Raw genomic sequence first — 12,740 nt, forward strand, 5'->3', positions numbered from 1 at the left:
TCCGAAAGTTCACTGGCGACCGCCGGCACCGGCGGCGATGACCTCTTCTCGACACATCGAAATACGATCAAGCCAAACGACGGATTCTCGGGGCCCGCCCGTTTAGCCAGTTCCTCCCCCTGCGGATTATCCCATGCTTCTCGTCACGACCGCCCTGTCCGGCCTGCTCGCCAGCACTGTCCCCGCCTCGGCACCCCCCCAGACGGCACCCCAGACGCCGCCTCCGGTCACACGGCCAGCACCGGCCACATCGGCACCGGTCGAGGAAGACGAGGAAGCCTATGATCTGGGCACCGTCACCGTCACCGGCAGCCGCCCGCGCGGTGCCGTCGACACCGACATCGAACCCGAGCTGTCACTGACCGCCGACCAGATCCAGGCCTATGGCGCGGCCAACATCTCGGAGCTTCTGGCTTATCTGGAACCTGTCACCCGCAGTTCTCAGGGCCGCGACGGCGGCCAGCCCGTCCTGCTGGTCAACGGTCGCCGCATCTCCGGCTTCCGCGAAATCCAGAGCATCCCGACCGAAGCCATCGAACGTACCGACATCCTGCCCGAGGAGGTCGCGCTGCAGTTCGGCTATCGCGCCGATCAACGCGTGGTCAACTTCGTGCTGAAAGCCAACTTCCGCTCCATCTCGGCCGAGGCCGCCTATCGCGCCCCGACCCAGGGCGGCCGCACCACCACCGAGCTGGAAAGCACCCTGTTCAACATCGCGGGCGGCAACCGCTACTCGGTGGATGCCGAATACACCCGCTCCAGCCCGCTGTTCGAGTCCGAGCGGGATATCCGGCGTGACCCCGAAGACCTGCCGGCCCCGCTGTTCGGCGATCCGGCGGATCAGGGGGCCTACCGCACCCTGCTGTCCCAGAGCGAACAGCTCGAAGCCCGCGGCTCGATCAAACGCGACCTGAACAGCACGACCCAGGGCACGCTGAGCGTCAGCCTGGAAAACACCAACACCCGCAGCTTCAACGGCCTGCCCGGCGTCGTCATCGATGTAGACGGCGTCGATACGGGCACGGACGAGACCGTCTTCCGCTACCTTGACGCCCCCGCCTCCCTGGGCCGCAAGACCGACACCCTGACCGCCAATGTCGGCACCGTCCTGGACGGCTTCATCGGCGAGGAATGGCGCTGGACCTTCAGCGGCAACTACGACCGGGTCGAGACCGATACCTTCACGGGACGCGGCTATGGCGTGACGCCGTTCCAGGACCGCGTGAACGCAGGCGATCCGACCGCCGACCCGTTCGGGACCGTCACCCTGGCCGATTTCGCGGCCTTGGCCGGCGACACCGCCAACTCCGTCTCCCAGTCGCTGGGGGCAGAGCTGGTTCTGACCGGCGATCTCTACGACCTGCCCGCCGGTGGCATTTCCTCGACCTTCAAGCTGGGCGCGGACACCCGCTCGCTGGACTCAACCAGCGTCCGCTCCGGCGACACCATCGAACGCTCCCAGTCGCGCGACCGCTTCACCGGCTCCGGCAGCTTCACCTTCCCGATCGCCGACCGGGACCAGGGTGTCCTGCCCTTCCTGGGCGACCTGTCGGTCAACTTCAACGCGGGCTATGAAGAGTTGTCCGACTTCGGCGGCCTGCCGGTGGTGGGTGTGGGCCTGAACTGGTCGCCGATCGAGCCGCTGTCGTTCCTGGTCAGCTACACCGACGAACAGGGTGCGCCCTCGATCTCCCAACTGAACGACCCGATTATTTCGACGCCCGACGTCGCCGTGTTCGATTTCGCTACCGGCCAGACGGTCTTCGTGACCCGCATCGATGGCGGCAACCCCGGTCTGAATTCCGACAACCGCCGGGTCTTCAAGGCCGGCGTCACCTTCCGGCCTCTGGGCGAAACCGACCTCAGCCTGTCCTCGACCTGGACGGTCAGTCAGACCGACGATGTGCTTGCCGCCTTCCCGACGATCACTCCCGAGCTGGAGGCGGCCCTGCCCGACCGCTTCGTGCGCAATGCCGACGGCGACCTGGTTTCCTTCGATGCCCGCGCCCTGAATTACGACAGTGCCGAGCGTCAGGATATCCGCACCGGCTTCAACTTCTCGCGCGCCTTCGGCACCCCGACACCCGCTGCGGCCGGTGCCCCCGGCATGCCTGGTGCTCGCGGTGCACGCGGTCCCGGCGGCGGCGGTCCCCGTGCGGGAGGCCCTCCAGGCGGCGGTGCCGTCAGGTTCGGCGGCGGGGGTCGCGGTCGTGGTGGCGGCATGCAGCCGGGGCAAGGCCGCTTCAACCTGTCGATCTACCATACCTGGCGCTTGCAGGACGAGATCGTCATTCGTGACGGACTGCCCGTCATCGACCTGCTGGACGGCGGCGCGACCGGCAGCCGCGGCGGCAGCCCGCGCCATGAAATCCAGGCCCAGGGCGGCGTGTTCAGGAACGGCATGGGCGCGTTCGTCAACGCCAACTGGCGCGACTCGACCACCGTCGGCGACACCCTGCGCTTCTCGGATCAGACCACGATCAACCTCAACATGTTCGTCAATCTGGACCAGCAGCAGTCATTGATTCAGCGCTTTGGCTGGCTCAAGGGCTCGCGCCTGAACCTGGGCTTCCAGAACATCTTCGACACCCGCACCGAGGTCACCACACTGGACGGTTCCGACCTGCCGTTGAACTACCAGTCCGACTATCTGGACCCTCAAGGGCGCACGATCAGCCTGACCTTCCGCAAGATCCTGTTCTGAGGTTCTAGGTTTTAGGGGTTAGGTTCTAGGGGCGGCAGTTGATCGATCGCTCGGTCTTGTTCCTAGAACCTATAACCTGAAACCTAATCCCTCTTCTTTCCCCACCGCCGCTTCGGCTCTTCGCCCTTTGCCTTGGCGGCGATTTCCTTCAGCTTGCGGCCCTGCATGGATGACAGGGCCTGGCCCGGTGCCCCCTTCTCCGGGTCGCCGAAGGCGCGGCCGTGGGTTTTCACCCGTTCGCTGACCGAGTCCAGGAACTCGCCCTCCCATTCAGACAGCGAAACGCCCGCCTTGTCTGCTGACCGGCGGGCGCGTCTCAGGGCGTTCAGGGCCGCGCGCTGCGCCGCCTTGCGCTGGGCTTCGAAGGGGCTGTCTGGCGGTTTCCGCTTCATCCAAGGTTCTAGGTTCTAGGTTCTAGGGGTCAGGTTCCAGGGAATCCCCAGCCTTCCCAAACGATAGCTCAGAAACTCAGAAACCCTAGAACCTGGACCCTGAAACCTGCGCCCTCGCTTCAAACCTCGCCGAGCGCCGACAGGTACAGGTCCAGTATCGCGTCCTCTTCCTGGCGCTTGGCCTTGTCCTGTTTGCGGATGCGGATGACCTTGCGCAGGATCTTGACGTCATAGCCCTCGCCCTTGGCCTCGGCGAAGACCTCCTTCATGTCCTCCATGACGGCGGACTTGTCTTCTTCAAGACGCTCCAGCCGCTCGATGATGGTGCGCAGACGCCCCTGCGCCGTCGCATTCAAGACGTCGGGCGAGGAATCGAAGGACGCATCATCGGCCATGGAAAGGCTCCGGAAACAGGATCAGAAACAGAGAAACGCCCTCAAGCAGGCCGAACGACCGTCAGGGCAAATGGAATGCGGACGCTAACCACGTCGCTTGGCCCGGCTCAACACCGGACACGAAAAAGGCTGCGGACAGAATCCACAGCCTCTTGATATCTTCGCGCTCAAGCAGCGCGCGGCCGCGTCGCGCGCGTTAGCGCACTAAAATGCCTTAGCCCTGCTTCGCCTTGAAGCGCGGGTCGGTCTTGTTGATCACATAGACCACACCCTTGCGGCGCACGACCTTGCAGTCGCGGTGGCGGGTCTTGAGCGACTTGAGCGAGCTGCGGACCTTCATGGTCTTCGTCCTGAAACAAAATCAAAAATAGAAAAGCCGCAGGGCGAGCCAGCGGCGGAACGGGGCGTATAGTGGGGGTTGGGTGAGACGTCAACGCCTGCGCGCTGGTCTCGCTTAGAAATATGGTTCGCAGGCGACACCGTCACCGTCCTTGTCCATTCGCTCGCGATAGGACGGATCCCAACTGCGGATATTGGTTCGTCCTTCGGCTTTGGCATGTGCACAGTCACGGTAATGCTGATCCGTCGACCGCACTTCTACATAAGCGACCATTGCGCTTCGGCCCGGCGCATCAGGGGTCGTGGCATAGAGTGTGCCTCCAAAAGCCAGGAGACCCGCGCCCGCTACAAGCATCGGAAATGACAGCTTTCGAGCGTAGCGACGCCGCCCCATCGGATGCAGCATGTTTCTAATGACGCGACCGAGCATCTGCACACGTCCCCAAAGCAACCGCGCTCAAGCAGCGAGCCGCCGCGCGGTGAGCATTAGCGCCCTAATAAAGATGGAGGCCTGGCCTCCGAGTTGAACGGAGGGTCTGCGGGGTTGCACCCCCGCCGCGTCGCCCCTCCGCCACCAGGCCGTATCAGAGAGCACGCCCCTTATCGTCCCGGACCCTTGCCACCGCGTTGCCACACGCGGTTAGCGCCCGGTTTACCCTTTTCCACGATCCAGAGAGCTATTCAGCCGCCCGGCGTCGCAACGGACTGTCGCCTCGCGCACTTGTCATCACGCCCGCCCCTCTCCTGCGGCTAGAGTATCGCCATGCGTTCCAGATTCAGTCTTCTCCTGCTCCTGTCCGTCGCCGCCTGCGGCCCCATGTTGCCCGAGGCTCCGCCCGCCGGCCCGACGACGTCGCCCGCCCCCAGCGCACCCGCGCCTTCGACGCCGGCTCCTGCGCCGACCACGCCCGCTCCGGCCGGGCCCGCCGATCAGGCCGGCTTCGATGGCTGGAAACAGGGCTTTCTGTCCCGGCACGGCGGCGACCGCGCCACCTTCTATGCGCGAGAGCTCGAGGGCCTGACCCCCGACCCCAACGTCGTCCGCCTGGACGGCAACCAGCCGGAGTTCAGCCGTCCCGCCGGGGCCTATATCCAGAATGCGGCGTCGGCGACCCGCGTCGCCCAGGGTCGTCGCCTGTCCGACCGCGTCCCCTTTGCCGTGGTCCAACAGTATGGCGTGCCGACCGAAATTCTGGTCTCCATCTGGGGCAATGAAAGCGCCTTCGGCCAGATCCAGGGCAGCTATGACGTCATCCGCTCGCTGGCGACGCTCGCCTATGACGGCCGCCGCCGCGCCTGGGCCGAGACCGAGCTCAAGAATGCGCTCGACATCGTCATCGACGGCAAGCGCGAGCGCGCGGGCCTGAAGGGCAGCTGGGCCGGGGCCATGGGCCAGACCCAGTTCATGCCCAGCACCTATACCCGCCTCGCCGTGGACCAGACCGGCGACGGCCAGATCGACATCTGGGGCTCTGACGCCGACGCCCTGGCCTCCGCCGCCAACCTGCTGGCCCAGGCTGGCTGGAAGCGTGGCCAATCCTGGGGCTACGAAGTCATCCTGCCGTCCAACTTCGACTACACCGAGGCCGAGGGGCCCAAACACAGGTGGAGCGACTGGTCGGCCCGCGGTGTCCGCCTTGCCCACGGCGGCAGCCCGAACCAGCTTGAGGCGCTTGAGGACGGCGTCATCCTGCTGCCTCAAGGTGCGCGAGGCCCCGCCTTCCTGGCCCTGCCTAACCACTATGTGATCCGCCAGTACAACAACTCCGTCTCCTATGCCCTCGCCATCGGCCTGACCGCGGACGGGATTGCCGGCAAGCCCGGCCTGGTCGGCACCTGGCCCGACGACGCGCCCCTGTCGCGCGACCAGCGCATCGGCGCCCAGCGCGCCCTGACCGCCATGGGCTTCGACACACAAGGGATCGACGGCGTCGTCGGGGCCAACACCCGCTACGCCCTGCGCCGCTGGCAGGCCGCCAACAACCGCACCCCCGACGGCTACCTGACTGCGGATTTAGCCGATGAGCTGATCCGCCGGGGCGGGTAAGTCTGCTGGCATCACCCTCCGGTGCCTTCCCTAGGCAAGATGATCGTTGTTAACCCGGGTGCCCTTCGCTAACCGTCTCCTAAAGCAACCCGGAGCTCTCCATGTCGCGCACCGCAGACCGGTTCGAAGGCACGTCCAACTATATCGCCACCGACGATCTGAAGATCGCCGTCAACGCTTCGGTCGCGCTGGAGCGTCCGCTGCTGATTAAGGGCGAGCCCGGCACCGGCAAGACGGTCCTGGCCTATGAGATGGCCAAGGCGCTGAACGCACCCCTGATCACCTGGCACATCAAATCCACGACCAAGGCCCACAATGGCCTGTACGAATATGACGCCGTCAGCCGCCTGCGCGACAGCCAACTGGGCGACGCCCGTGTTCACGACGTGCGCAACTATCTGAAGAAGGGCAAGCTGTGGGAGGCCTTCACCTCTCCGGTCCGCCCTGTCCTGCTGATCGACGAGATCGACAAGGCCGATATCGAGTTTCCCAACGACCTGCTTCAGGAACTCGACCGCATGGAGTTCTATGTCCAGGAGACGGACGAGACCATCAGCGCCGCCGTCCGCCCGGTCGTGGTCATCACCTCGAACAATGAGAAGGAGCTGCCCGACGCCTTCCTGCGCCGCTGCTTCTTCCACTATATCCGCTTCCCCGACGATCAGACGATGAAGGCGATCATCGAGGTCCATTTCCCCGGCATCAAGCCGCGTCTGGTCTCTGAGGCCCTGCGCACCTTCTACGAAATCCGCGACACGCCGGGCCTGAAAAAGAAGCCCTCAACCTCCGAGCTGCTGGACTGGCTGAAGTTGCTCATGGTCGATGATGTCGATCCGGAAACCCTGCGCGAGAAATCGCCCAACAAGCTGATCCCGCCGCTGCACGGGGCCCTGCTGAAGAACGAACAGGACGTCCACCTGTTCGAACGCCTGGCCTTCCTGAACCGACGGGAAGGCTCGCGTCCCGGCGTTTAAGTCTTGAAGCGTCTGCCCCGATACACCGGTTACCGCGATTTCACTGGATTCGCGGGCCAGCGGGCGCAGGATGCACCCAAGACCAAGGATATTCGACCATGATGGTTCGTCCCTTTCTGATCCCCACCGTCTGCGCTTTCGCCGCGCTGACGACCGGCTGCGACAACAATTCCGTCCGCATCTCCTCGACCCGGACGGTCGAGAATGACACCAGCGGCGTGCTTCGCGTGGTCGAAACCCTGCAATGCCCGCAGACACTTGGCAGCCTGACCCGCAAGGGTTCTGCCAGCGCACAGGGCACCGTCTGTACCTATGGCGGCCCGCGCGGAGCCGAGGTCATCCTGCATCTGGTAAGCCTTTCGGGCACCGATAGCACTGCAGCCCTGAAAACCTTCGAGGATCGTCTCTCCGTCTCCCTGCCCCAGGCCGTGGCCGGCATCCGCGCCCAGAAGAGCGCCACAGCCAGTGCCTCCGCCGAGGCGACATCGTCGAGCGGCGACAGCGCATCGATCCAGGCCCCCGGCGTCGACATCCAGGCCGAGGGCGACAAGGCCACCGTTCGCCTTCCGGGCATCAGCATCGACGCCGACGGCGAGGATGCCTCGGTCAACATCGGCGGCTTTCAGGTCGAGGCCAAGGGCGACGGTACCACCGTCGATGTTCAAAGCGACGACGGCGGCGACAGCGTCAGCGTTCAGGCCAATGACGCCGCGACCGTGGTCCGTACTTCTGCTGCGGGCAATGCCACCCGCGCCAATTGGATCCTGACCGACAACCGCCCCTCGGTCGAAGGCTGGCGACTGGTCGGTTATGAGGCACGCGGCCCGGCCGGTGGCCCCATCGTCGTCGTCACCGTCCGCTCCAAGGACCGCGAGGGCGACGACGTCTTCGACGACGCCAAGGCACTGGTCACCCTCAACGTCGGGGAATGATCGCCAACAGCTTTGTCGGCCCCGGCCTTGATCCCGCGGCCCCGATGGGCCACCACACCGGGCCATTCCAGCAGGAAATCGCCTTGGCCGTCAGTCCCCGTTCCTCCGCATCCAAAGCGCCTCGCGCCTGGCAGCGCATGCTGTCCGGCCGCCGCCTCGACCTGCTCGACCCCTCGCCCTTCGACATCGAGATCGAGGACATCGCCCACGGCCTGGCCCGCGTCGCGCGCTGGAACGGCCAGACCATTGGCGAACACGCCTTCTCCGTCGCCCAGCACTCCTGCGTCGTCGAGGAGATCGCGGCCCATATCAAGCCGGGCCTCGAGCCGAAATGGCGGCTCGCCGCCCTGCTGCACGACGCCTCCGAATACGTCATCGGCGACATGATCTCGCCCTTCAAATCCGCGCTGGGTGTCAACTACAAGGCCTTCGAGGCCCGACTGGAAAGCGCCATCCACGTCCGTTTCGCCCTGCCGCCGAAATCGCCCCTCGCCATCAAGACCCTGATCAAGAAGGCCGACCGCGCCTGCGCCTTTTTCGAGGCGACCCAGCTGGCCGGATTCAACAAGACCGAATCCCTCTCGCTCTTCGGGGCCCCGCCCGCCGGCTACGACCTGGTCATCGAGCCTCTGCCCGCCCCGGTCGCCCAGGCCCGTTATCTGGAACGCTACCGCATCCTGGCCGAGGCCACCGGCCTGAGCCCCGGCCCCGACGCCTGGCACACGGAATAGAACCGGTGGTCGCTCAGGACGAGCAGGGCGTTCGCATCGGTCTGTCGGCGGTCGTGATCGCCGTGCGCGATCGCACCGCCTGCGTCCTGACCGTCAGTGGCGACGACGGCCTGACCGCCCTGCCCTTTGGTCCGTTCGATCCCGTTCGCGACCGCACCTTCGAACGGGCCCTGCGCGATTTCGTGACCGACCAGACCGGCTTTCGACTCGGCTTCGTCGAACAGCTCTACACCTTCGGCGACCTGGGCCGCGCCAGCCCCCGCGCCACCCCCGGCCCCGAACGCCGCCGCGAAGTCTCCGTCGGCTATCTGGCTCTCACAGCCGACGCCGTCGACGCGCCCCCACTCGACGAAGCCCGCTGGACTCCCCTGCTCGACATCTTTCCCTGGGAAGATCGCCGCGACGGCCCCGCCGCCTGCCTGCCCGCCCTCATCGCCGCCCTGAACGACTGGGCGGCCACCGACCCGCGCCGCCTGATCCGCGTCCAGACCCTGTTCGCCACCTTGCCACCGCATCGCTGGAACGAAGGCCGCGTCCTCGACCGCTACGAACTCCTCTACGAAGCGGGTCTGGTCGCCGAGGCCGACCGCGACAACGACCGCCCTGTCGCGGCCACACTCTCTGGCCTCCCCATGGCCTCCGACCACCGCCGCATCCTCGCCACCGGCCTGGGCCGTCTGCGCAGCAAGCTGAAATACCGCCCCGTCCTGTTCGACCTGATGCCCGCCACCTTCACCCTCTCCGACCTCCAGTCCGCCGCCGAAGCCATCGCCGGACTATCGCTGCACAAGCAGAATTTCCGGCGCGGGGTCGAACGCACCGGCCTGGTTCAGCCCACCGGCGTGATGTCCTCGGCCACCGGCGGCCGCCCCGCCGAACTCTTCCGCGTCATCGACGGCGACCTGACCGGCGGCGACACGCTCGGCCTGCCACTTCCGGCGCAACGCTGACGGTTTTTCCCGCTTGCAGCCCGGCTCCCGCCCGACTAGAGAAGCCCCTCGCTCGACCAAGCGTACTTACGGCCCCGCGGAGAGGTGGCAGAGTGGTCGAATGTACCGCACTCGAAATGCGGCGTGCCTTTACGGGTACCGTGGGTTCGAATCCCACCCTCTCCGCCACCGGCTTCGTTCAAACCGACAACCGCTAAAGGTCTGAAGCCGCGTCATGTTGACCCTGTTTGGTCACTGGCTTCCCTCGTCGGCCCCCGTGAAGGTTGCCCAGTCCGAACCGGTCCCAGGCGAAGGGAGCCCGTCGATAATGTGGTCCGATGGGTTGGCGTCGATTCCGCGGCCCTGCCGATGGATGTGGGATTTGGCGATCATGTTTGCCGACACAGGTGCCGTCAGGAACAGAAACAGGGCGATCAGCAGTTCGTGCGCCGAGTACGTCTCGCCGAAGACGGGAAAATAGATCATCGAGGCAATCAGACAGGCACCGACCCCCAGAGTGGTCGCTTTCGTCGGACCATGAAGCCGCGTCATCAATGACGGCAGCTTGGCCAAGCCCCACGACCCCACGAGAATGAACAGTCCGCCGGTGACCAGAAGCAGCGAAATGGCGAGTTCTGCGATCAGGTTCATTCGACGATGTCTCCGCGCAGGAGGAACTTGCAATAGGCCACAGTGCCCACGAACCCGACCATGGCCAGCAGAAGCGCGGCTTCAAAATAGGCCGAGGTCGCATAGGCGATCCCGAACAGGACGATCATCGCAATGGCGTTGATGGTCAGGGTATCCACCGCCAGGATGCGATCGGCCGAAAGCGGGCCGCGCCACAGGCGGAACAGGTTGAGCAGGATCGAAAGGCTGACGCAGATGAAGGCGAAGCCGAGTGCCACGGGCAAGATCGATCCGGTCATGGAAAAACCTTCAGCAAGCGGGCCTCGTAGCGGCTCTTGATGCGTGCGACCTCCGCCTCGGGGTCGGCGACATCAATGGAGTGAACAAGCAAAGCGCGACCGCAGCCGGAGATGTCGCTGGAGACAGTACCGGGCGTCAGGCTGATAGTACCGGCCAGTGCCGTGATGGCTTCTGGCGAACGAAGCTCCAGCGGGATCACGAGCCACTGGGAGCGAAGATCCCGATTACGGCGCGTCATGATCAGCCACGCCACCTGAAAATTGGCGATCAGGATGTCGAACAGCACCACGCCAATATAACCGATCATGTCCCGCCCAAAGCGAACCTTCGGTCGATCAGGCCAGAAGCGGCTTGTGACAAGAGGCACCAGCACCCCGAACACGATCGCCAGAAACAGGGCCCCGAAGGTGAACGCGTTCACCAGCAGCATCCACACGACGACAAGCATCGCGCTCAGGCCGGGGTGAGGCAGAAGACGGCGGATCATCGGCGACCTCCGGACTGCGGACCCAGGACGGCCTCGATATATTGGTCAGGCGAGAACAATTGGCCCGCCGCCGCCGCCGTGTAAGTCGTGACAGGCCCGGCCAGCAGAGTCAGACCCGCCAGCATCAGCAGAAGTGCCCCCGCCGCGGCGACGCCCCCACGTTTGCCGCGCAGGGCCCGCAAAACAATCTCGCCTTCGACCGTCGTGCTCTTCCAGAAGATCGCGCTTCCGGCGCGCGCGAACGCCAGGACGCCCAGAACCGTGGTCGTCAGGATGACGGCCCAGATCCACACCGCCTGCGGTGAGGCCCGTACACCGTCGAGGATCAGCAACTTGCCGACAAAGCCCGAAAGGGGCGGCAACCCGACCGTGGCGATAGCTGCGAGGAAGAACAAGCCCGACAGGATTTCGAACTGGCTGAACCTCGGGGCAAGGGTGATGGCGTCTGCATGCTCGGCGCGTCTCTGGGCAATCAGGTCGACGATCAGAAACAGTGCGGCCCCGGCCAGGGTCGAATGCAGGATGTAGTAGAGCGCCGGACCCATCGACTGGACGGTGAAGACGGACACGGCACACAGCAGGGTGCCCATCGAGCCGATCACTGCCCAGGCCGCCAGACCGCGAAGGCTGCGCGCCGCGAATAGCCCGACGAACCCGATCAAGAGGGTCACGAGCGCGGCCGGTAGCAGCCAGGGACCAGCGACATACGCCAGGCCACCTGCGTCCTCGCCAAAGATGAGAGTACTGGTGCGGATAATGGAATAGGCCCCGACCTTGGTCATGATGGCAAACAAGGCGGCGACCGTTCCCGTCGCCGCCGCATAGGTACCCGGCAGCCAGAAATGCAGCGGCACGACCGCGGCCTTGAGGGCAAAAACTGCGGTCAGCAACAGACCGGCAGCGACTATCAGTCCCTGATCACCCGGCGGCGCGGCCGCCACACGAACCGCCAGATCGGCCATGTTGAGGGTTCCGGTCACGCCGTACAGCAGTCCGACCGCCACCAGGAACAGGGTCGAGCCGACCAGATTGATGATCACATACTGCACCCCTGCCTTCAGCCGCTGCCCTCCCTGGCCATGCAGCATCAGCCCGTAGGAGGCGATCAGCAGAACCTCGAAGAAGACGAACAGATTGAACAGATCGCCGGTCAGGAAGGCCCCGTTCAGCCCCAGCAACTGGAACTGAAACAGCGGATGAAAATGCCAGCCCTTGCGGTCCGTGCCCGTGCTGATCGCATAAACCAGAACGACCAGGGCGAGGACGGCGGTCAGCAACACCATCATCGCAGAGAGCCGGTCAAGGACCAGGACGATGCCAAACGGGGCCCGCCAGTTGCCCAGCGCATAGCTCTGGATCGTGCCACCATTGGCCTCCACGACCAGAACGACGGCCACGACGATCATCGCCAGGCACGATCCGATCGCTGCGAACCGAGACAAGGTCAGCTTGTGGCGCAGGAACAACAGAATGCCCGCCCCCATAACGGCGGGCATGATGACGCTGGCAACGACCCAGTATGAGACGATCAGGCTCACTGGTCGCCCTCCGCATCTGGCGTGCCGTCGACCCGGTCAACGCCGGTTTCGAGATAGCTGCGCAGTGCCAGGACAACCACGAAGGCTGTCATGCCAAACGCGATGACGATGGCCGTCAAGACCAGGGCCTGAGGCAAGGGGTCGGTATAGCTTTCAGCCCCCTTGTCGTAGAGCGGGGGCTGGTCGATCACCAGTCGCCCCATGGCGAACAGGAAGACGTTGATCGCATAGGACAGAAACGCCAGTCCCAGCACGACCGGAAATGTCCGTCGGCGAAGAACCAGATAAACACCGGCGGCCGTCAGAACGGCTATGGCCGAAGCCACCAGAAACTCCAGACTG

The 12,740-nt window shown here is 65.0% G+C and carries 15 protein-coding genes and 1 tRNA gene; 7 read left to right on the forward strand and 9 right to left on the reverse strand.

The genetic code is table 11. The annotated features are described in order from the left end of the window. The first annotated feature begins 133 nt into the window (after window positions 1–133). A complete protein-coding gene (locus WC585_RS00655; protein WP_373255600.1) occupies window positions 134–2,704 on the forward strand; it encodes a TonB-dependent receptor in 2,571 nt (856 codons plus the stop codon). 83 nt (window positions 2,705–2,787) lie between these two features. Here WC585_RS00655 and WC585_RS00660 read toward each other — a convergent pair whose 3' ends face one another. From WC585_RS00660 to WC585_RS00675, 4 genes are all read right to left on the reverse strand, one after another. After that, window positions 2,788–3,096 (reverse strand): hypothetical protein, encoded by a 309-nt coding sequence (locus WC585_RS00660; protein WP_373255601.1) that lies wholly within the window; start codon window positions 3,094–3,096, stop codon window positions 2,788–2,790. A gap of 119 nt (window positions 3,097–3,215) precedes the next feature. Continuing rightward, window positions 3,216–3,491: a DUF2312 domain-containing protein gene (locus tag WC585_RS00665; protein WP_373255602.1), complete on the reverse strand. Its 276-nt coding sequence runs from the start codon at window positions 3,489–3,491 to the stop codon at window positions 3,216–3,218. A gap of 214 nt (window positions 3,492–3,705) precedes the next feature. After that, the gene (gene ykgO / locus WC585_RS00670; RefSeq protein WP_055832286.1) at window positions 3,706–3,831 is read right to left on the reverse strand and encodes a type B 50S ribosomal protein L36; all 126 of its coding nucleotides are present in this window, start codon (window positions 3,829–3,831) and stop codon (window positions 3,706–3,708) included. Window positions 3,832–3,945: 114 nt separating this feature from the next. After that, window positions 3,946–4,260, reverse strand: coding sequence for an excalibur calcium-binding domain-containing protein (locus tag WC585_RS00675; RefSeq protein ID WP_373255603.1), 315 nt, complete (start codon window positions 4,258–4,260; stop codon window positions 3,946–3,948). A gap of 333 nt (window positions 4,261–4,593) precedes the next feature. Between WC585_RS00675 and WC585_RS00680 the strand changes: the two genes are divergently transcribed. The 6 genes from WC585_RS00680 (at window position 4,594) to WC585_RS00705 (ending at window position 9,632) form a co-directional block, all read left to right on the forward strand. Beyond that, the gene (locus WC585_RS00680; protein ID WP_373255604.1) at window positions 4,594–5,877 is read left to right on the forward strand and encodes a lytic murein transglycosylase; all 1,284 of its coding nucleotides are present in this window, start codon (window positions 4,594–4,596) and stop codon (window positions 5,875–5,877) included. A 101-nt stretch (window positions 5,878–5,978) separates the two neighbouring features. Then, entirely contained in the window at window positions 5,979–6,851 is an 873-nt protein-coding gene (locus WC585_RS00685; RefSeq protein WP_373255605.1) for an AAA family ATPase, read from the forward strand. Window positions 6,852–6,949: 98 nt separating this feature from the next. Beyond that, on the forward strand, window positions 6,950–7,783 hold the full coding sequence (locus WC585_RS00690) for a methyltransferase type 11 (RefSeq protein WP_373255606.1): 834 nt from the start codon (window positions 6,950–6,952) through the stop codon (window positions 7,781–7,783). A 137-nt stretch (window positions 7,784–7,920) separates the two neighbouring features. Next, a complete protein-coding gene (locus WC585_RS00695) occupies window positions 7,921–8,514 on the forward strand; it encodes a YfbR-like 5'-deoxynucleotidase (RefSeq protein ID WP_373256768.1) in 594 nt (197 codons plus the stop codon). A gap of 5 nt (window positions 8,515–8,519) precedes the next feature. After that, window positions 8,520–9,464, forward strand: coding sequence for an NAD regulator (locus WC585_RS00700; RefSeq protein ID WP_373255607.1), 945 nt, complete (start codon window positions 8,520–8,522; stop codon window positions 9,462–9,464). 78 nt (window positions 9,465–9,542) lie between these two features. Continuing rightward, a tRNA-Ser gene (locus tag WC585_RS00705) sits at window positions 9,543–9,632 on the forward strand. A 63-nt stretch (window positions 9,633–9,695) separates the two neighbouring features. Here WC585_RS00705 and WC585_RS00710 read toward each other — a convergent pair. From WC585_RS00710 to WC585_RS00730, 5 genes are read right to left on the reverse strand one after another with little or no spacing between them, the layout of a single operon-like run. After that, window positions 9,696–10,094, reverse strand: coding sequence for a Na+/H+ antiporter subunit G (locus WC585_RS00710; RefSeq protein WP_373255608.1), 399 nt, complete (start codon window positions 10,092–10,094; stop codon window positions 9,696–9,698). Then, window positions 10,091–10,372: a K+/H+ antiporter subunit F gene (locus WC585_RS00715; protein WP_373255609.1), complete on the reverse strand. Its 282-nt coding sequence runs from the start codon at window positions 10,370–10,372 to the stop codon at window positions 10,091–10,093. The genes WC585_RS00710 and WC585_RS00715 overlap by 4 nt, the downstream gene beginning before the upstream one ends. Beyond that, window positions 10,369–10,860: a Na+/H+ antiporter subunit E gene (locus WC585_RS00720; protein WP_373255610.1), complete on the reverse strand. Its 492-nt coding sequence runs from the start codon at window positions 10,858–10,860 to the stop codon at window positions 10,369–10,371. The genes WC585_RS00715 and WC585_RS00720 overlap by 4 nt, the downstream gene beginning before the upstream one ends. Then, window positions 10,857–12,398, reverse strand: a complete 1,542-nt coding sequence (locus tag WC585_RS00725; RefSeq protein ID WP_373255611.1) for a monovalent cation/H+ antiporter subunit D — start codon at window positions 12,396–12,398, stop codon at window positions 10,857–10,859. The genes WC585_RS00720 and WC585_RS00725 overlap by 4 nt, the downstream gene beginning before the upstream one ends. Then, on the reverse strand, window positions 12,395–12,736 hold the full coding sequence (locus WC585_RS00730) for a Na+/H+ antiporter subunit C (RefSeq protein WP_373256769.1): 342 nt from the start codon (window positions 12,734–12,736) through the stop codon (window positions 12,395–12,397). The genes WC585_RS00725 and WC585_RS00730 overlap by 4 nt, the downstream gene beginning before the upstream one ends. Window positions 12,737–12,740: the final 4 nt, after the last annotated feature.

The sequence above is a fragment of the Brevundimonas sp. genome (assembly GCF_041648055.1).
Lineage (GTDB): Bacteria > Pseudomonadota > Alphaproteobacteria > Caulobacterales > Caulobacteraceae > Brevundimonas.

What these genes read in the sequence shown, in the direction of transcription:
- WC585_RS00710 (WP_373255608.1), bottom strand. Translation starts at nt 10,094, where the DNA reads ATGAACCTGATCGCAGAACTCGCCATTTCGCTGCTTCTGGTCACCGGC.
- WC585_RS00660 (WP_373255601.1), bottom strand. Translation starts at nt 3,096, where the DNA reads ATGAAGCGGAAACCGCCAGACAGCCCCTTCGAAGCCCAGCGCAAGGCG.
- WC585_RS00715 (WP_373255609.1), bottom strand. Translation starts at nt 10,372, where the DNA reads ATGACCGGATCGATCTTGCCCGTGGCACTCGGCTTCGCCTTCATCTGC.
- WC585_RS00680 (WP_373255604.1), top strand. Translation starts at nt 4,594, where the DNA reads ATGCGTTCCAGATTCAGTCTTCTCCTGCTCCTGTCCGTCGCCGCCTGC.
- WC585_RS00720 (WP_373255610.1), bottom strand. Translation starts at nt 10,860, where the DNA reads ATGATCCGCCGTCTTCTGCCTCACCCCGGCCTGAGCGCGATGCTTGTC.
- WC585_RS00685 (WP_373255605.1), top strand. Translation starts at nt 5,979, where the DNA reads ATGTCGCGCACCGCAGACCGGTTCGAAGGCACGTCCAACTATATCGCC.
- WC585_RS00655 (WP_373255600.1), top strand. Translation starts at nt 134, where the DNA reads ATGCTTCTCGTCACGACCGCCCTGTCCGGCCTGCTCGCCAGCACTGTC.
- WC585_RS00675 (WP_373255603.1), bottom strand. Translation starts at nt 4,260, where the DNA reads ATGCTCGGTCGCGTCATTAGAAACATGCTGCATCCGATGGGGCGGCGT.
- WC585_RS00695 (WP_373256768.1), top strand. Translation starts at nt 7,921, where the DNA reads ATGCTGTCCGGCCGCCGCCTCGACCTGCTCGACCCCTCGCCCTTCGAC.
- WC585_RS00690 (WP_373255606.1), top strand. Translation starts at nt 6,950, where the DNA reads ATGATGGTTCGTCCCTTTCTGATCCCCACCGTCTGCGCTTTCGCCGCG.
- WC585_RS00665 (WP_373255602.1), bottom strand. Translation starts at nt 3,491, where the DNA reads ATGGCCGATGATGCGTCCTTCGATTCCTCGCCCGACGTCTTGAATGCG.
- ykgO (WP_055832286.1), bottom strand. Translation starts at nt 3,831, where the DNA reads ATGAAGGTCCGCAGCTCGCTCAAGTCGCTCAAGACCCGCCACCGCGAC.